We start from the raw sequence: 17,475 nt of genomic DNA, 5'->3' as shown, positions 1-17,475 counted from the left end.
ATCCGGCTTCCTTCAGACCCACAGTCACCCGCGGAACCCTTGCCATTGGCTAACCATTCCCCTTGCCGGGCTGATAGAGGACTCTCACCTCCGAGTAGGTGCACCCTGCCGGGCGCACCGAAAAAAACGCCCGGCGGTGCCGGGCGTTCTGCTGTGCCGACGTGAGGATCAGCTCACGGTCACATCCGTCACGCCGGCCGCGACGCGGGCCGTCTTGACGCTGGCCACCGGGGTCGTCGGGGCCACTCCACCCACCTGGCGTGCCACCTTCTTGAAGTTGCACACCAGTTCGGTCTTGCTCAGCGAGACGACGGCATAGCCCTGGGCATCGCTGTTGACATACCTGATCCACGGGTTGTTGACCGTGGGCGCCGCGGCCGTCGTCGAATTGGCGAACGGGTTCAGGCGCTTGATGACTTCCGACGCCGGCACGGCGGCGGCCGGGATGCCCAGGGCCGCGGCCAGCTTCTGCTGGATCAGGCCGTAGAGCGTCATCGCGGCCACCGACCTGGACGCGGCGGCCAGGCCGGCGATGGTGTTGGCGACGATGCTGCCCATCGTGCCGGCCTGGGTCTCGTCGAAGGTGTTGATGACGGCCTTGGACAGCGTGGGCGTCGGCGTCACGGCGGCGGCCGTGATGACGTGGGCGGCGATGGCGGCCTGCACGGCGGCGGTGATGGCCGCCGTGTTGCTCAGGTCGGTCACGCCGGCGCCCATCGCGATGGCCGCGCTCAGCATCTGGATGGCGATGCCCTCGGCCTCGGCCTCGCTGGTTGCGACCAGCGGCTTCAGCGCCGCGAACGCCGGCTGGCTGGCCGCGCCGTAGAAGTAGCTGAAGTTGGAGTTGCTGGATACGCCGGCCGTGACGAGGTCGACCATGGCGGGCACCTGGGTCGCCGCGTCGTAGTCGGCCATGACGACGCCGGCATAGAAGGCGTGGATGTCGCCGGTGACGGCGACGACGTTCTGCACGCCCTTGGCCAGCAGCTGGCCCATCAGGTATTTGCGCTCGGCGTTGTAGCCGTCCCACTGGTCGCAGTCGAGCAGGAAATTGGTCTTGAACGCGGCCGGCGCGGCCGGGATCTTGGCGCCATCGACGCTCATGCGCAGCAGCGAGACTTCGTTGCCCCAGACCTTCCATTGCGCGGTGGAGGTCGTCATCGTCTGCACCCACCACTGGCGCTGCGCCGCGCCCAGCATGCTGACCACGGCCAGCGGGTCGGGCAGCTTGGCGCCGGCCGCGAGTTTGGCCGCCTCGACCGCATTGAAGCTGGTCTGCGGCACCAGATAGCGTGCACCGATGGCGCCGATGGGTTGGCCGGTGAGCGGATTGGGTGCGGCCTCGGGGATCATGTGGTCGGCACGGTAGAGGCGCTGGTCGGTGATGACCAGATGCATCAGCTTGCCGAACCTGAAGTCGCGGTAGAGGCGGATGTTGGTGATGCCCTGGCCGGGATCCAGCGTGAAGGAGACCTCCGCCGGCATGTTCTCGAACCAGGCCTGGGTGGCCGCGAGGCGGCGCGAGGTCTGGGCCGTGTTGTCGCCGACGCCGGTGGCCGCGTTGAAGCTGCCGTTGTCGTAGACCTCGCGGTCCTGCCAGCAGTCGTCGCTGAACTCGTGGTCGTCCCAGATCGCGATGAAGGCGAAGCGCTCGTGCAGGTTCTGCAGGCGGCGGTCGGTGCGGTAGCGCTTGTAGAGGTAGCGGTAGTCGGCCAGCGTCGTCGCGTACTTGCCGCCGGTGGGCAGGGCCGTGCCGTCGGGCAGGGCCAGCGCCGCGTGGGCGCTCTCGACGCCGCCGGTCTGGTAGCTGGCGCCGACGGCCTCGTAGATGTAGTCGCCCAGGTGGACGATGAAGTCGATGTTCTCCTGTGCCAGCGCATCGAGGCCGGCCCAGTGGTTCACGCTCCAGTCCTGGCAGGTGATGTAGGCGAAGTTCAGCGAGCCGATGTCGGCATCGCTGGCCGGCGCCGTCTTGAAGCTGCCGACGCGCGAGCTGCTGGAGCCGGCCGTGAACTGGTAGTAGTAGACGGTGGCCGGCTTCAGGCCGCTGATGCGGTGGCGCAGCGAGTGGTCGTAGAACTCGTAGACCGGCACGTCGGCGCTCGCGTCGATGCTGCCGCTCAGCGCCGTGGTCGTGCCGAGGTTGGCGCTGTTGTCGGCGCTGCTGATCTTCAGCGTGACGCTGTAGCTGCCGGCGCCGGTGGCGGTGGCCACGTCGTCGGCGCTGGCGGGCACCACGCGGGCCCACAGCACGGCGCCGTCCGGCTTGGGGTCGCCCGAGGCGACCGACTGCGGGAACTTGAACGAGCCGCTCGCGGCGGCCGTCGTCGGCAGCGGCGTGCTGGTGCCGGGGAAGGTGGCCGGCAGCGGCTGGATGGGCGCTCCGGCGTCACCGCCGCCGCCGCAGCCGACGAGGCTGGACAGTGCGGTGGAGGCGGTGATCAGGGCGCCGGCCTGGGCGGCGCTGCGACGAAGGAAATTGCGGCGATCCATGGTGAGCCTCCTCAGAACTTGTAGTTGAACTGCAGGCCGAAGATGGTGGCCTTGGTGGCGTAGTTGCCGCGCGCGGTTGCGAAGGAGCAGTTGCACGGCGTCTCGCCGTCGCCGTCGTCGGTGGCGGTCATCGCGGCGTCCTTCAGCTTCACATGGCCGAAGGAGAAGTCGACGCTGGCGTTGTCCATGAAGGCCCAGTTGGCGCCCAGCGCGAACCAGGTGCGCGCCGCGTCGGGCAGGGCCGGGCTGCGCGTGGCGGACGGCACGGGCGAGAGGTCGCGGCTGTAGCCGGTGCGCAGCATCAGCGAGGGCAGGGCCTTCCACTGCGCGCCGATGGAGACCTTGGTGCTGTCCTTCCAGTGCTCGGCGGTGATGGAGTCGGCCGTCGTGTTCGCGAAGTCGATGCGCAGCTGCTTCAGCTGCGAGTCGCGCGTGAACGTGAAGTCGCCCATGACGGCGACGGTGGGCGTCAGCTGCTGGAAGCCGTGCAGCGACAGCGACTCGGGCGTGCGCACCGACAGGCTGGCGTCGGAGCCGTTGTGGTCCAGCGCCGAAACGCCGTTGTAGGGCGCGGCCTTGACAGCGGCCAGCACATTGGCCGGCAGCGTGCCGGGCTGGGTCCAGTCGGCGCTGCCGCGCAGCTTCTGGCCGACGCTGCTGCGATAGCTCAGGCCGACGCGCGTGCCGGCCGCGGGCTCCCACAGCAGCGCGAGGTTGAAGCCCAGGCCCCAGTTCTTGCCGGTGACGGCGATGGCGCCGTCGTAGCTCGGGTCGCCGAAGACCTGGGCCGCCTGCTGCTGCAGCTGCAGGGCCAGGCCCGGCGCGCCGCCGACGGCGGCCTGGTGGGCGGCACCGAGCAGGCCGGCCGCGTAGACGGAGGCATAGGGCACCGCGCGGCGCAGCTTGCCTTCCATGTATTGCAGGTTCAGGCCGCCGGCCAGCGACAGCTCGGGCGTGACCTTCCAGGCGATGTTGGGGTTGATCGACAGCGACTTCAGCTCGACCGACTGCAGGTTGTAGCGCCCGCCCCAGCTGGCCGGATAGTCGAGCTTGGTGCCCCAGGGCACGAACACGCCCAGGCCGTAGGCCAGGCCGTTGTCGCCCTGGTAGCTCAGGTAGGCATGCGGCACGACCTGGGCCTTGGCGAAGCTCGTCGTGTCGCCGACGGTACCGATCTGGCGCGGCTGCAGGCCGGAGCCCGGCAGCGAGATGAAGGAGCCTTCGTCGGTGAAGCGTGTCTTCGGGTCGACGTAGTCCAGCACGCCGGAGAAGTTCCAGCCCTTGCCCAGCCGCGTGATGCCGGCGGGGTTGGCGAACAGCGTGCTCGCGTCGACGGCCTCGGCGCCGTTGGCATTGGCCGTGCCTTCGGCGGCGGCGCTCTGCGTGCCGAAGCGATAGCCGGCGGCATGAGCCGTCGGGGCCGTCAGGGCCAGGGGCAGCAGGGCGATGGCGGCCAGCAGCGGGCGCGCCATCAGGCGTGGGATTCTGGGCATGGGCTTGTCTCCGGGGTAATCGTGCGTGACCGGCGCGGATTGTGGGCAGCGCCCTGTCGCCAGGAGGTCACAACCGCCCTGGGGAAACCCTGAATTCGAGTGGTCTCTCTAGAAGTCGGCAGCGCGGGGCTGCCGACCGGAAAAACCGTTAGGCCTCAAGCCCGCCGCCCGGTGGGCGGCGATGCGGTTCAGGCCGGGCGCACGAGCTTGGAGCGGGCCCAGTCGTCGGCCACGCGGGCCGGCGTCGAGTCGGCCGCCTGCACGCGGGCCAGCAGTTCCTCGACGCGCTCGGCGATCTTGCCGACCTCGGCCATCACGGCCTGTTCCTCGCCCTCGTTGCGGTACTCGCGGGCGACGCTGATGATGCCGCCGGCATTCACCAGGTAGTCGGGCAGGTAGCAGATGCCGCGGCGCTGCAGCGCGTCGCCGTCGGCCGGCGTGGCGAGCTGGTTGTTGGCCGCGCCGGCGATCAGCTGGGCGCGGATGGCGGGCACCGTCTGCTCGTTCAGCGAGGCGCCGAGGGCGCAGGGGGCCAGCACGTCGACGTCGGCGGCCAGGATCTCGCCCACATGGGCGGCCACGGCGCCGAACTGCGCGACGGCGCGCTCGACCTTGACCGCATCCACGTCGGCCACGACCAGCCTGGCGCCGGCCTGGTGCAGGAACTCGGCCAGGTGCCAGCCGACGGCGCCCAGGCCCTGCAGCGCGACGCGCACGCCTTCGAGCGAGTTGCGGCCCAGCACGAGGCGGACGCCGGCGCGGATGGAGACGAACACGCCCCAGGCGGTCTTGGGGCTGGGGTCGCCACCGAAGGCGCCTTCGCGCGGGATGCCGCTGACATAGGGCGTCAAGGCCTGCATGCCGCGCATGTCGGCGGTGGTCGTGCCGACGTCCTCGGCCGTGATGTAGGCGCCGTTCAGCGACTGCACGGCGCGGCCGAAGGCGGCGAACAGCGCGGGGCGATCGAAGGCACCCTCGGGTTTCAGGATGACGGCCTTGCCGCCGCCGAAGGGCAGGTCGGCCAGCGCATTCTTCAGGCTCATGCCCTGCGACAGGCGCAGCGCATCGTTCAGCGCGGCGAGTTCGGAGTCGTAGTGCCACAGGCGGCAGCCGCCGAAGGCGGGGCCGCGCGCGGTGCTGTGCACGGCCAGGATGGCCTTGAGGCCGGTGGCCGGGTCGGTGGCGAGCAGCACGCGCTCGTGGGGAGCCTGCTCGGGCAGGCCGAAGAGGGAGGTCGGGGTCATGCGTCGGGCGCCGGGTAGGCGCGGCAGTGATGGAAGAACGGCCACGCTTTTGGCGTGGCCGTTGGGGATTTTACGGACCCTGGAAGCCGTGACTTCGCAAGGTGATGACCAAGGTATCGCGCCAGCCGCGCTCGCCGGCGGCCAGCGGCTGGATGGGCGTGGTCTCGTGGATCACGCGCTCGTCGTCGAGCAGCAGCGCGGTCCAAGGCTCGGTCATCGTGAAGCGCTGGCCGGCCGGGCCCTTGGCCTCGAAGACGCGCGACTCGCCGCCCTTGATCTGGTGGCGGCCTACCAGCAGCACGGCCACGAGGTCCACGCCGTCGCGGTGGGCGCCCTCGGGCGTCGGGCGGCCGATGCCGTCGCTGGTGTCGATGCGGAAGGGGTGGGCCTCGATGAACCAGGGCTGCTCGCCCTTGAGCTGCGAGGTCACGCGAGCCAGGCCGAGCAGCAGTGCCGTCCAGGCCGGCGACGCGGCCATCTCCTGGGCCAGCGGCACATACCAGCGCTGCATGCCGCCGTGCAGCGCGTTGTAGTCCAGCGGCTGCCAGTGGGCGCGGTGCGGGGCCAGGGTCAGCGTGCCGCCGTCGGCGACGAAGCAGCCGTGGCGGCGGAAGCGGTAGCGCCCGCCGTCGCGCAGATAGCCGTCCGGCGGCAGGTCGTCCCAGCAGGGCTTGAGGGTGTCGAGATCGGTCGCGGACGCGCCCAGGATGCCGAGGGAAGACGGGGCGAGCACGGCCTCCCCATCACGCTTGAGGGCGCCGACGACGTCGGCCGGATCGGTCCAGGGCGGCTCGAACATGCTCAGGCCTTGGCGTGCTTGTCCGCTTCGGACGTGAAGGCGTCGGCGTAGAACTCCGCCTCCGGCAGCCTGCACTGCGCGACGAAGTCCTTATGCGCCGCGTCCACCATGACCGGCGCGCCGCAGGCATAGACCTGGTGGCCCGACAGGTCCGGCAGGTCTTGCATGACGGCGCGGTGGACGAAGCCGGTGCGGCCCGTCCAGCCGGCATCGGGCTCGGACAGCACGGGCACATAGCTCAGCGTCGGCCATTCGGCCGCGATCCGTGCCGCCCAGTCGTTCAGGTAGAGGTCGGCCTGCCTGCGCGCGCCCCAGTACAGCACCATGGGCCGCGTGGACTCGACGTGGCGGGCGCGCTCGATGATGGCCTTGATCGGCGCGAAGCCCGTGCCGCTGGCCAGCAGCACGATGGGCTTGGCGCCGTCCTCGCGCAGGAAGAAGCTGCCGAACGGGCCTTCCATGCGCAGGATGTCCTTCTCCTTCAGCGCGCCGAAGACATGGTCGGTGAACTTGCCGCCGGGCATGTGGCGGATGTGCAGCTCGATCTGGCCCGGCAGAGTGTGCGGCGCGTTGGCCATCGAGTAGCTGCGGCGCGAGCCGTCGCGCAGGATGAACTCGACGTACTGGCCGGCGCGGAACTGGAAGTTCTGGTTGGCGGCCAGTTGCATGGTCAGCACGGCCACATCAGGCGCGGGCTTCATGACGGCCACGACGCGCGTGGGCAGTTTCAGCACCGGGAACTCGCCGGCGCCCGGCACCGTGCGCGCCTCGACGACGCAGTCGGTCTGCGGCCGCGCGCAGCAGGTCAGGATGAAGCCGGCGGCCTCTTCCTCGGCCGACAGGGCTTTGGGCTGGTGGTTGCCGTGGATGACGGCGCCTTCGAGCAGCCTGCTCTTGCAGGAGCCGCAGGCGCCGTCCTTGCAGCCATAGGGCAGGCCGACGCCGTTGCGGATGGCGGCGGCGAGCAGGGTGTCGTCGCCCTCGGTCGTGTAGACGCGGCCGGCGGGCTGGATGGTGATCTGATGGGGCATGGACGATGCAAAAAGCAGCGGCCCAGGGCGGGCCGTAGACTGCCCGCCATTTTGCCCGACCCCCGAATGACCACCCCGAGGCTATTGATCATCGGCTGCGGCGACGTCGGCCTGCGCGTGCTGCAGCTGCTGGCCGGCCGCTGGCGCGTGTTCGCGCTGACGTCCAGCCCCGAGCGTGCCACCGGCCTGCGAGCGGCGGGTGCCGTGCCGCTGGTCGGCAACCTCGACGAGCCGGCCACGCTGGCCCGGCTGGCCGGCCTGGCCGACTTCGTGCTGCACCTGGCCCCGCCCGCCCGTGACGGCGACACGGACGCGCGCACGCGCCGGCTGCTCTCGGCCCTGGCGCGCAGGCCGCCGGCGGCCCTGGTCTATGCGAGCACGACCGGCGTCTACGGCGATTGCGCTGGCGACTTCATCGACGAGACGCGCGCGCCGAACCCCGCCACCGACCGCGCGCGCCGCCGCGTCGATGCCGAGGCCGGCCTGCGCGCTTTCGGCCGCCGCCACGGCACGCGTGTGAGCCTGCTGCGCATCCCGGGCATCTATGCCCGCGACCGCGAGGGCGGCCATCCGCGCGAGCGCCTGCTGCGCGGCACGCCGGTGCTCAGGCGCGAGGACGATGTGTTCACCAACCACATCCACGCCGACGACCTGGCGCGCGCCTGCCTGCTGGCGCTGCTGCGCGGCCTGCCGCAACGCGCCGTCAACGTCTGCGACGACAGCCAACTGCTGATGGGCGACTATTTCGACCTTGCGGCGGACTTGGGTGCCCTGCCGCGGCCCGAGCGCATCGCGCGCGCCGAGGCGGCCGAGCGCATGGGCGCGCTGCAGCTGAGCTTCTGGAGCGAATCGCGCCGCCTGTCCAACGCCAGGCTCAAGCGCGAGCTGCGGCTGAGGCTGCGCTACCCGACGCCGCGCGAAGGGCTTTAGCGCCGCCGCGGCGAGCGCCAGTGGCGGATCAGCAGCCAGGCGCCCAGCATGCCGCCCAGGTGGGCGAAGTGGGCCACGCCGCTGCTGCCGCTGAAGCCGAGGATGAGCTCCAGCCCGCCGAAGATTGCGACGAAGACCTTGGCCTTCATCGGGATGGGCGGGATCAGCGGCACGATGATGCGGTTGGGGAACAGCATGCCGAAGGACAGCAGCAGGCCGAAGATCGCGCCGGAGGCCCCGACCGTGGGCGCCATCATCACAGGGAATCCCGTCAGCTCGGCAAATAGCCTTTGTACGCCGGGCAACGTGAACAGCAGCTGTGCGCCGGCGGCGCTGAGCGTGCTTGCCACCAGGATCTGCGTGTAGCGGCGCGGGCCCCAGACGCGCTCCAGCTCGCCGCCGAACATCCACAGGCCCAGCATGTTGAACAGCAGGTGTGTGAAACCGCCGTGCAGGAAGGCATAGCTCAACAGCTGCCAGGGCATGAAGCCACCCGAGGCCAGCGGCCAGAGTTCGAACCAGGGTTCCAGTGCGGGGAAGAGCTCGAAGAAGCAGAAGACGCCGACGCAAGCCAGCAGGAAGGCTTTGGTGACCGAAGGCAGCGGGGGCATGAGGGCGCGGTATTGCGCCTGGGGAAGGCGCCTGCACCGGGAGGGCCGGCGCTTGTCGGGCGAGTGTATGCCAGCGGATTGCGGCGTCTGTTTCGTCTGGTGCCTCGGGCCGGACTCGAACCGGCACACCTTGCGGCGGGGGATTTTGAGTCCCCTGCGTCTACCGATTTCGCCACCGAGGCCCGTCGGAAACAGCTGCTCGCCGTGGTGGCGAGGGGCTGGATTATGCACTCGTCAAGTCTCGGACATTGCCCTCGGTTGCACAATCGCCGCCATGAACTACCCGACCCTCGAAGATGTCATCGGCGCGACGCCGCTGGTGCGGTTGCAGCGCCTGCTCGGCGCCGATGCGCGCGGCAATGTGATCCTGGCCAAGCTGGAAGGCAACAACCCGGCCGGCTCGGTGAAGGACCGCCCGGCCATCAGCATGATCAAGCGCGCCGAGGAGCGCGGCGAGATCAAGCCGGGCGACACGCTGATCGAGGCGACCTCGGGCAACACCGGCATCGCGCTGGCGATGGCCGCGGCCATCCGCGGCTACCGCATGCTGCTCATCATGCCGGAGGACCTGTCCATCGAGCGCGCGCAGACGATGAAGGCCTTCGGCGCCGAGCTGATCCTGACGCCGCGCACCGGCGGCATGGAATACGCCCGCGACCTCGCCGAGCAGATGCAGAACGAGGGCAAGGGCCGCGTGCTGGACCAGTTCGCCAACGCCGACAACCCGCGCGTGCACTACGAGACCACTGGCCCCGAGCTCTGGAAGGACACCGGCGGGCGCATCACCCACTTCGTCAGCGCGATGGGCACGACGGGCACCATCACCGGCGTGTCGCGCTTCCTGAAGGAAAAGAACCCGGCCGTGCGCATCGTCGGCGCCCAGCCGGCCGAGGGCTCGCGCATCCCCGGCATCCGCAAATGGCCCGAGGCCTATCTGCCCAAGATCTACGACCCCAGCGGCATCGACGAGCTGGTGCTGGTCAGTCAGGCCGACGCCGAGGACATGGCCCGGCGGCTGGCGCGCGAGGAAGGCTTGTTCGGCGGCATCTCGGCCGCGGGCGCCTGCTGGGTGGCGCTGCGGATCGCGAAGCAGGTCGAGAACGCGACCATCGCCTTCATCGTCTGCGACCGCGGCGACCGCTACCTGTCCACGGGCGTCTTCCCTGCGTGAGCAGCGCGCCGTTCAGGTTCTGCCCGTCCTGCGCCGACGAGCTGGCGTTGGCGACCTGGCTGCGCTCGCGCGGCATCGAGCCGCGGGGGCTGGACCTGCAGGACATGAAGCGAGAATGATGCGATGGACGTCCAACGCGAACTCGACACCCGGGGCCTGAACTGCCCCCTGCCCATCCTGAAGGCCAAGAAGGCGCTGGCGGAAATGCTCAGCGGCGAGTTGCTGCGCGTCGTCGCGACCGACCCCGGCTCGATGCGCGACTTCCAGGCCTTTGCGCGTCAGACGGGCAATGAACTCGTGGCCCAGGAAACCCGGGCCGACGAATTCATCCACGTGCTGCGCAGGCGCTGAACAGCCCTCAATCAGTTGGGGACAGAGCTACTCGCTGCGCTCGATCGGTCTGTCCCGCAAAGTCTAGAGATTCAGGCCCTGCAGGAATTCCCTGAAGCCCGGGCCGAGCGCCGGGTGGGCGAGGGCGAGTTCGACATTGGCCTGCAGGAAGCCTTCCTTGCTGCCACAGTCGTAGCGCTTGCCTTCGTAGCGGTAGGCAAACACCTTCTCGCGGCGCAGCAGGCCGGCGATGCCGTCGGTCAGCTGGATCTCGCCGCCCACGCCGCGCGGCTGGTTGGCGATCTCGTGGAAGACGCCCGGCGTCAGGATGTAGCGTCCAGCCACGCCCAGGCGCGACGGCGCGACCTCGGGGGCCGGCTTCTCGACGATGCGGTTCACGTCCATCAGGCAGTCGTTGACCTGGGTGCCGGCGGCGATACCGTAGCGGCGGGTGTGCTCGGCGGGCACCTCCTGCACGGCCAGGATGGAGGCGCGCCATTCGGCGAACTGCTCGACCATCTGCTTCAGGATGCCGCGGCCGGGCTGGGGGCCGACCATCAGGTCGTCGGCCAGCAGCACGGCAAAGGGATCGTTGCCGATCAGACGCTGGCCGCACAGCACCGCGTGCCCCAGGCCCAGGGCCTGGGCCTGGCGAACGTAGATGCATTCCATGTCGTCGGGCTTGACGCTGCGCACCACGTCCAGCAGCTCCTGCTTGCCGGCGTTTTCCAGCGCGACCTCCAGCTCGAAGGTCATGTCGAAATGATCTTCGATGGGGCGCTTGTGGCGGCCGGTCACGAAGATCATCTCGCGCACGCCGGCCTCGTAGGCTTCCTCGACCGCGTACTGGATCAGCGGCTTGTCGACGACGGGCAGCATCTCCTTGGGCTGGGCCTTGGTGGCCGGCAGGAAGCGCGTGCCGAGGCCGGCGACCGGGAAGATGGCTTTGGTGATCGGCGAGGAGGTCGAAGCGGCCATGGGTACACTGGTTTGATCAAGGGCGCGGCGATTGTGTCACCGGGTTGTGACAGCCCGGCCCTTGAATCCGCCTCTTGCCCCGATGACCGTCCTGATCCTGGAACCGCTCGAAGCCGATGTCGTGCAATGGCTGGCCGAGCGCCATGACGCGCGCTTCGCGCCCGAACTCGTCGGCGACGCCGACGGCCTGCGCGAAGCGCTGCAGGGCTCTCTCGCATTGGTCGCGCCGCCGGAGGTCCGCGTCGATGCCCAGCTGCTGCGCGGCGCGCGCGGCCTGCGTGCGATCGGCCGCGCTAGTGGCGGGGCCGACAACATCGACGTCGAGGCCTGCCGCAGGGCGGGCGTGGAGGTCGTGCGCTCGCAGGCCTCGACGGCCAGCGCCGAGGCCGAGTTCGTCATCGGTGCGCTGCTGAGCCTGCTGCGCCGCGTGCCGGTCGAGGGCAGCGATGGGCTCAAGGTCGGCCGCGAGCTGGGCTGCTCGACGGTGGGCATCCTCGGCCTGACGCCCACGGCCGAGGTGCTGACCCAGCTGCTGCACGCCTTCGGCTCGCGCGTCGTCGGCTACGACCCGGCCCTGCATCCGAGCGATGCGACCTGGGCGCGCTGGGGCATCGAGGCCGTCAGCCTGGCCGAACTGATGGAGCACAGCGACGGCCTGGTGCTGCTGCTGCCCTACTTCCATCGCTACCGCGGCCTGGTCGGCGCGCGCCAGCTGGAAGGCGCCAGGGCGGGCCAGGTGCTGGTCAATCTCGGCCCTTCGGGCCTGCTGGACGCCGCCGCGCTGGCCCAGGCCCTGCGCAGCGGCCAGATGCGCGCGGCCTGGTTCGACAGCATGGAGCCGGGCTGGCTGGAGTCCGGCCAGCCGCTGCACGGCGTCACGACGCTGCAAGTGACGCCGCGCCTGGCCGGCACGACGCGCGAGTCGCGCGTGCGCGCGGCCTGGGCCGTGGCGCGTGGCATTGACGCGCTGCTGGGCCAGCGGCCCGGCGGCAACAAGGCCCAGGCCAAGGCCGAGTTGGGCTTCTACTGAATCAGCTCGGCAGCCGCGCGAGCTGCTCGCGCAGCCGCAGCACCGTTTCCTTGAAGCCCGCCACGCGGGCGCGCTCCTGCTCGACGACGGCGGCCGGCGCGCGGGCGACGAAGCTCTCGTTGCCGAGCTTGGCCTCGGCCTTGGCGATCTCGCCTTCCAGGCGTGTGATCTCCTTCGTCAGGCGGGCACGCTCGGCCTCGACGTCGATCTCGACCTTGAGCGCGAGCTTGGCCGCGCCATGCACCAGCACCGGCGCGGTGGCGCTCTGCTTGGCGAACTCGGCCTCGTCGGCGATCAGCTCGACGGCACTCAGCTTGGCCAGCACCTTGAGCACGGCGGCGGCCTCGGAAAGGAAGGACAGGTCGCCGCCCACCAGCAGCGGCACGCGGTCGCTCGGGCTCAGGGCCATCTCGCCGCGCAGGCTGCGCGTGATGCCGACGACCTCCTTCAGCCGCGCCATCCAGGCATCGGCACTCGCGTCGATGCGTTCGGGCCGGGCGACGGGGTAGGGTGCCTGGCCGATGTAGTCGACCGCCTTGCGGCCGGAATCATCGGAGGCGCCGCCCTTGCGGCCGGCGATGGGCGCGACGGCCTGCCAGAGTTCCTCGGTGATGAAGGGCGCGACGGGGTGCAGCAGGCGCAGCGTCGTCTCCAGCACGCGGATCAGCGTGCGGCGCGTGGCGCGCTGCTGGCTCGCGTCGCCGGTCTGGATCTGCACCTTGGCGATTTCGAGGTACCAGTCGCAATACTCGTCCCAGACGAAGCTGTAGATGCCGTTGGCGACGTTGTCGAGGCGGTACTCGGCAAAGCCGTCAGCCACGGCGGCTTCCACGCGCTGCAGCTCGTTGGTGATCCAGCGGTCGGCGGGGCTGAACGTGTTGTAGCCGGGCGGGCAGGCGCCCTGGTCGTGTGCGAGGCCGCAGTCCTGGCCTTCGCAGTTCATCAGCACGAAGCGGGTCGCGTTCCAGAGCTTGTTGCAGAAGTTGCGATAGCCCTCGCAGCGCTTGGTGTCGAAGTTGATGTTGCGGCCCAGCGAGGCGTAGCTGGCCATCGTGAAGCGCAGCGCGTCGGCGCCATAGGCCGGCATGCCTTCGGGGAATTCCTTCTTCACGCGGGCGGCCACTTTGGGCGCCGTCTCGGGCTTGCGCAGGCCGGTGGTGCTCTTGCGGCTCAGCGTCTCCAGGTCGCAGCCCTGGATGAGGTCGACCGGGTCCAGCACATTGCCCTCGGACTTGCTCATCTTCTGGCCCTGCGAATCGCGCACCAGGCCGTGGATGTAGACGTCCTTGAACGGCACCTGGCCGGTGAAGTGCGTCGTCATCATGATCATCCGGGCGACCCAGAAGAAGATGATGTCGTAGCCGGTCACGAGCACGGACGACGGCAGGAACAGCTCCTGCTCCAGCGTCTTCTGCGGCCAGCCCAGCGTGGAGAACGGCACCAGGGCCGAGGAGTACCAGGTGTCCAGCACATCGGGGTCGCGGGTCAGCTCGCCCAGGTAGCCGGCGGCCTTGGCGCGGCCTTTAGCCTCTTCCTCGCTGCGCGCGACGAAGAGTTCGCCGCCCGTGCCGTACCAGGCCGGGATCTGGTGGCCCCACCACAACTGGCGCGAGATGCACCAGTCCTGCAGATTGCCCATCCAGTGGTTGTAGGTGTTGACCCACTGCTCGGGATGGAACTTGACCGCGCCGGTGTCGACGGCCGCGATGGCCTTGTCGGCGATGCTCTTGCCGTCGGCGCCCGGCTTGGTGACGGCGACGAACCACTGGTCGGTCAGCATCGGTTCGATGACCTGGCCGGTGCGCTCGCAGCGCGGCACCTGCAGCTTGTGCTTCTTGACCTCGACGAGCAGGCCCAGGGCCTCCAGGTCGGCGACGACGCGCTTGCGGGCGACGAAGCGGTCCAGGCCGCGGTAGGTCTCGGGCGCGCTGTCGTTGATCCTGGCCTGCAGGTCCAGCACCGCGATCATCGGCAGCTTGTGACGCTGGCCGACGGCGTAGTCGTTGGTGTCGTGCGCCGGCGTGACCTTGACGACGCCGGTGCCGAACTCGCGGTCCACGTAGTTGTCGGCGATGACGGGAATCTCGCGGTCCGTCAGCGGCAGCTTCACGAGCTTGCCGATCAGCGCCGCATAACGCTCGTCCTCGGGGTGGACCATGACGGCCACGTCGCCCAGCATGGTCTCGGGCCGCGTGGTGGCCACGACGACCGAGTCGATGCCCAAGGCAGCCTTGAGGCTGCCGTCACCGTCCACCAGCGGGTAGCGGATATGCCACAGCGAGCCGTCTTCCTCTTCGGACGAGACCTCCAGGTCCGACACAGCGGACTGCAGCACCGGATCCCACGAGACGAGCCGCTTGCCGCGGTAGATCAGGCCTTCCTCGAACAGGCGCACGAAGGTCTCGACGACGACGGTGGACAGCTTCTCGTCCATCGTGAAGTATTCGTGGCTCCAGCTCACCGAGTCGCCCAGGCGGCGCATCTGGCTGGTGATGGTGTTGCCGCTCTCCTGCTTCCAGTCCCACACGCGGGCGACGAAGTTCTTGCGCCCCAGGTCGTGGCGGCTTGTGCCCGTGGCCTGCAGCTGGCGCTCGACGACGATCTGCGTCGCGATGCCGGCGTGGTCGGTGCCCGGCACCCACAGCGTGTTGAAGCCGCGCATGCGGTGGTAGCGCGTCAGCGAGTCCATCACCGTCTGGTTGAAGGCGTGGCCCATGTGCAGCGTGCCGGTCACATTGGGCGGCGGCAGCTGGATGCTGAAGGAGGGCTTGGCCTTGTCCAGGGTCGGCGCATACAGGCCGGCGGCCTCCCACTTCGGCCCCCAGTGGGCTTCCAGGGCGGCGGGTTCGAAGGACTTGGCAAGTTCGGTCACGGAGCGGTCTCGGCTGGACGGGCGGTGGGCTGGGCCGACGATTTTAGGGGGCGACCCCGATACAAAACGAAACCCGGCGATACCGCGTCGAGATGCTCTGCGGCGGGGCGGTCGGAATGATGGACACCGTCCCAACCACCGGGCCTCGAGCGCCCTCGGAGCACTTCCGTGAACTTTTTTCGTCGCTGGCACGGCCATCACGAGTTCCACCACCATCACGCTGGCCACGGCCATCGTGGCCCTCATTTCGGCCGCCATGCTGACGCTGACGGCTTCGTCGATCACCTCGTCGCCCGGGTGGGCAACAAGCTGGATCTGGACACCGAGCAGCAGCGCCTTCTCGGCAACTGGCTCAACCAGCTCCAGCAGCAGCGCGATGCGCTGAAGGGGCTGGCGCGCGGCTCCGAGCTGGCCGGCCTCATTGCCGGCGAGCAGTTCCCGCGCGAATCGGCCCGGCAGCTGCTGGACGCCAAGCTCGACGCGCTGCGCGCCGCCGGCCCGGGCGTCATCAATGCCTTCGCCGAGTTCTTCGACGCGCTGGACGGCGAGCAGCGCCAGGCGCTGCGCTTCATGATGCGGCGCTTCGGCCAATCGCGCCGGCATGGCGACCCGGCATGATGGACGCCCATTGCGGCAGGCGGGCGCCCGGCCGCTGGCAGCCGCGCATCGACCGCAACCGCTGCGCCGGCGCAAATAATCCGCGCCATGCACCGACTGCTGCTGATTGACGACGACGAGGCGCTGGCCGGGCCGCTGGCGCAATACCTGGCGCGCTTCGACCTGCAGCTCGAAGCCGTCACCCGGCCCAGCGCGGCATCGGCGCGCCTGGCCGCCGAGCGCTTCGACGCCCTCATCCTCGACGGCATGCTGCCCGAGATGGACGGCTTCGAGTTCTGCAAGCGGCTGCGCGCCGGCAGCGAGGACTGGCGCGACATCCCCGTGCTGATGCTGACGGCCCGGGGCGACCTGACCGACCGCGTCGTCGGCCTTGAGCTGGGGGCCGACGACTACCTGCCCAAGCCCTTCGAGCCGCGCGAGCTGGCCGCGCGGCTGCAGACCATCCTGCGCCGCACGCGGCTGACCCCGGTGGCGGCGCCGGCCACGCCGACGCGGCTGCGCTTCGAGGGCCTGGAGATCGACACCGCGCGCCGCGAGGTGAAGAGCGAGCGCGGCCTGCTCGAACTGACCGGCACCGAGTACGAGCTGCTCGTGCTGCTGGCCCGCGAGCCCGGCCGCGTGTTCTCGCGCGACGACATCCTGAACCGGCTGCGCGGCCAGGAGGCCGAGCTGCTCACGCGGGCGGTCGACATCCTCGTCAGCCGGCTGCGCCGCAAGCTGGAGCCGCTGGCCGCGCTGAAGACGCTGCGCAATGCGGGCTATTGCTTCGCCTTGCCCGAGAAGTCCTGATGCGCTCCCACCATCCCTACGACCACCGCTGGCGCGAGCGTTGGGACAGCAAGCAGAAGAAGCGCGCCAGGCGCATGCAGCGCGACTGGGACTACCGTTGGCGCGTGCGGCACCGCTGGCATCAGCGCTGGCATCACCAGCATGCGCGCTTCAAGCATTCGCTGGGGGCGCGCCTGATCGCTGTCTTCATGCTGCTGGCCTGCGTCAGCAGCGGCATCCTGTGGGCGTCCATGGGCAGTGCGTATGGCCTGCTCTGGGCCGTGCCGGCGCTGCTGCTCGTGACCGGACTGGCCTTCGGCATGATTCGCCACATGGTCCGGCCCCTGCATGCGCTGGCGATGGGGGCGGATGCCTTCCGGCGCGGCGAGTTCGACCACCGCGTGCCCGTCATCCATGGCGACGAGATCGGCGACCTGGCCGTGCGCTTCAACCAGATGGCCGCCGACATCCAGGCCATGCTGGACGGCAAGCGTGCGCTGCTGCTGGCCATCAGCCACGAGCTGCGCAGCCCGCTGACGCGCGCACGCCTGCACGCCGAGCTGGTGGGCGAGGGCGGTTCGCGCGATGCGCTGCTGGACGAGCTGGCGCAGATGCGCGACCTCATCACGGCGCTGCTGGAGAGCGAGCGGCTGGGCAGCGGCCACAGCGCGTTGCAGCTGGCCGACTGCGACCTCGCCGGGCTGGCACGGGAACAGGCACTGCCGGGCGTGGTGCTGCACGTCGAGCCCGGCCTGCCGGTGCTGAAGCTGGACCGGCTGCGTGTGCAGCTGCTGCTGCGCAACCTCGTGCACAACGCGCTGCGCCACAACGACGCAGCGCGCGGCGCGGTGCGGCTCAGCCTCGTCCGCGAGGGCAGCGGCGTGCGCCTGGGCGTGCGCGACTTCGGCCCCGGCGTGCCGCCGGAATCGCTGCCGCATCTGGGTCAGCCCTTCTACCGGCCGGACGCCGCGCGCAGCCGCCACGAGGGCGGCGTCGGCCTGGGGCTGTGCCTGTGCCGGCTGGTGGCCGAAGCCCATGGCGGGCGGCTGGCGCTGCGCAACGCCGAGCCGGGATTCGAAGCGTCCGTGCGCTTCGGCTGAAGCGCAA

The 17,475-nt window shown here is 70.0% G+C and carries 16 protein-coding genes and 1 tRNA gene; 8 read left to right on the top strand and 9 right to left on the bottom strand.

Translation table 11 applies throughout. From position 1 onward, the window contains the following. Nucleotides 1–168 precede the first annotated feature (168 nt). The 5 genes from NYP07_RS12135 to NYP07_RS12115 all read right to left on the bottom strand — a co-directional run bounded on the left by NYP07_RS12135 (nt 169) and on the right by NYP07_RS12115 (nt 7,060). Complete coding sequence (locus NYP07_RS12135) at nt 169–2,493, bottom strand: alkaline phosphatase D family protein (protein WP_268150743.1); 2,325 nt, start codon at nt 2,491–2,493, stop codon at nt 169–171. 11 nt (nt 2,494–2,504) lie between these two features. After that, a complete protein-coding gene (locus NYP07_RS12130) occupies nt 2,505–3,986 on the bottom strand; it encodes an OmpP1/FadL family transporter (RefSeq protein WP_268150741.1) in 1,482 nt (493 codons plus the stop codon). A 188-nt stretch (nt 3,987–4,174) separates the two neighbouring features. After that, nucleotides 4,175–5,230 carry a Leu/Phe/Val dehydrogenase gene (locus tag NYP07_RS12125; protein ID WP_268150739.1) on the bottom strand — a complete coding sequence of 352 codons (1,056 nt, stop codon included), beginning with the start codon at nt 5,228–5,230 and terminating at the stop codon, nt 4,175–4,177. A gap of 70 nt (nt 5,231–5,300) precedes the next feature. Continuing rightward, nucleotides 5,301–6,029 carry a 2OG-Fe dioxygenase family protein gene (locus NYP07_RS12120; RefSeq protein ID WP_268150737.1) on the bottom strand — a complete coding sequence of 243 codons (729 nt, stop codon included), beginning with the start codon at nt 6,027–6,029 and terminating at the stop codon, nt 5,301–5,303. Nucleotides 6,030–6,031: 2 nt separating this feature from the next. Beyond that, the gene (locus NYP07_RS12115; protein ID WP_268150736.1) at nt 6,032–7,060 is read right to left on the bottom strand and encodes a CDP-6-deoxy-delta-3,4-glucoseen reductase; all 1,029 of its coding nucleotides are present in this window, start codon (nt 7,058–7,060) and stop codon (nt 6,032–6,034) included. 66 nt (nt 7,061–7,126) lie between these two features. On the opposite strand from NYP07_RS12115, the gene NYP07_RS12110 reads away from it, so the two are divergent. Next, nucleotides 7,127–7,990 carry an NAD-dependent epimerase/dehydratase family protein gene (locus NYP07_RS12110; protein WP_268150734.1) on the top strand — a complete coding sequence of 288 codons (864 nt, stop codon included), beginning with the start codon at nt 7,127–7,129 and terminating at the stop codon, nt 7,988–7,990. Here the strand turns inward: NYP07_RS12110 and NYP07_RS12105 are convergent. Further along, a complete protein-coding gene (locus NYP07_RS12105) occupies nt 7,987–8,601 on the bottom strand; it encodes a rhomboid family intramembrane serine protease (protein ID WP_268150732.1) in 615 nt (204 codons plus the stop codon). The two genes, NYP07_RS12110 and NYP07_RS12105, sit on opposite strands and share 4 nt — an antisense overlap. A 97-nt stretch (nt 8,602–8,698) precedes the next feature. Continuing rightward, nucleotides 8,699–8,783: transfer RNA gene (locus NYP07_RS12100), tRNA-Leu, on the bottom strand. Nucleotides 8,784–8,875: 92 nt separating this feature from the next. On the opposite strand from NYP07_RS12100, the gene cysM reads away from it, so the two are divergent. Genes cysM through NYP07_RS12085 form a run of 3 tightly spaced genes read left to right on the top strand, consistent with a single transcriptional unit; the run spans nt 8,876 to nt 10,123 of the window. Beyond that, nucleotides 8,876–9,772 (top strand): cysteine synthase CysM, encoded by an 897-nt coding sequence (cysM, locus tag NYP07_RS12095; RefSeq protein WP_268150730.1) that lies wholly within the window; start codon nt 8,876–8,878, stop codon nt 9,770–9,772. After that, nucleotides 9,769–9,891 (top strand): hypothetical protein, encoded by a 123-nt coding sequence (locus tag NYP07_RS12090; protein WP_268150729.1) that lies wholly within the window; start codon nt 9,769–9,771, stop codon nt 9,889–9,891. The genes cysM and NYP07_RS12090 overlap by 4 nt, the downstream gene beginning before the upstream one ends. A 4-nt stretch (nt 9,892–9,895) precedes the next feature. After that, nucleotides 9,896–10,123 (top strand): sulfurtransferase TusA family protein, encoded by a 228-nt coding sequence (locus NYP07_RS12085; protein WP_268150727.1) that lies wholly within the window; start codon nt 9,896–9,898, stop codon nt 10,121–10,123. 63 nt (nt 10,124–10,186) lie between these two features. Here the strand turns inward: NYP07_RS12085 and galU are convergent, their stop codons facing one another. After that, on the bottom strand, nt 10,187–11,080 hold the full coding sequence (gene galU / locus NYP07_RS12080; protein ID WP_268150725.1) for a UTP--glucose-1-phosphate uridylyltransferase GalU: 894 nt from the start codon (nt 11,078–11,080) through the stop codon (nt 10,187–10,189). Between the two features lie 82 nt (nt 11,081–11,162). Between galU and NYP07_RS12075 the strand changes: the two genes are divergently transcribed. After that, on the top strand, nt 11,163–12,110 hold the full coding sequence (locus tag NYP07_RS12075; RefSeq protein WP_268150722.1) for an NAD(P)-dependent oxidoreductase: 948 nt from the start codon (nt 11,163–11,165) through the stop codon (nt 12,108–12,110). Between the two features lies 1 nt (nt 12,111). Here NYP07_RS12075 and NYP07_RS12070 read toward each other — a convergent pair whose 3' ends face one another. After that, nucleotides 12,112–14,982, bottom strand: a complete 2,871-nt coding sequence (locus NYP07_RS12070) for a valine--tRNA ligase (RefSeq protein WP_268150720.1) — start codon at nt 14,980–14,982, stop codon at nt 12,112–12,114. Between the two features lie 168 nt (nt 14,983–15,150). On the opposite strand from NYP07_RS12070, the gene NYP07_RS12065 reads away from it, so the two are divergent. The 3 genes from NYP07_RS12065 (at nt 15,151) to NYP07_RS12055 (ending at nt 17,468) form a co-directional block, all read left to right on the top strand. Continuing rightward, a complete protein-coding gene (locus NYP07_RS12065) occupies nt 15,151–15,600 on the top strand; it encodes a hypothetical protein (RefSeq protein ID WP_268150718.1) in 450 nt (149 codons plus the stop codon). A gap of 87 nt (nt 15,601–15,687) precedes the next feature. Then, nucleotides 15,688–16,389: a response regulator transcription factor gene (locus tag NYP07_RS12060; RefSeq protein ID WP_268150716.1), complete on the top strand. Its 702-nt coding sequence runs from the start codon at nt 15,688–15,690 to the stop codon at nt 16,387–16,389. Then, complete coding sequence (locus NYP07_RS12055; protein ID WP_268150714.1) at nt 16,389–17,468, top strand: sensor histidine kinase; 1,080 nt, start codon at nt 16,389–16,391, stop codon at nt 17,466–17,468. Before NYP07_RS12060 ends, NYP07_RS12055 begins: the two co-directional genes overlap by 1 nt. Nucleotides 17,469–17,475 lie beyond the last annotated feature (7 nt).

The organism is Pelomonas aquatica (assembly GCF_026712205.1).
GTDB classification, from domain to species: Bacteria; Pseudomonadota; Gammaproteobacteria; order Burkholderiales; family Burkholderiaceae_C; genus Pelomonas; species Pelomonas aquatica.
This window is presented reverse-complemented; position numbering and strand designations above follow the sequence as displayed.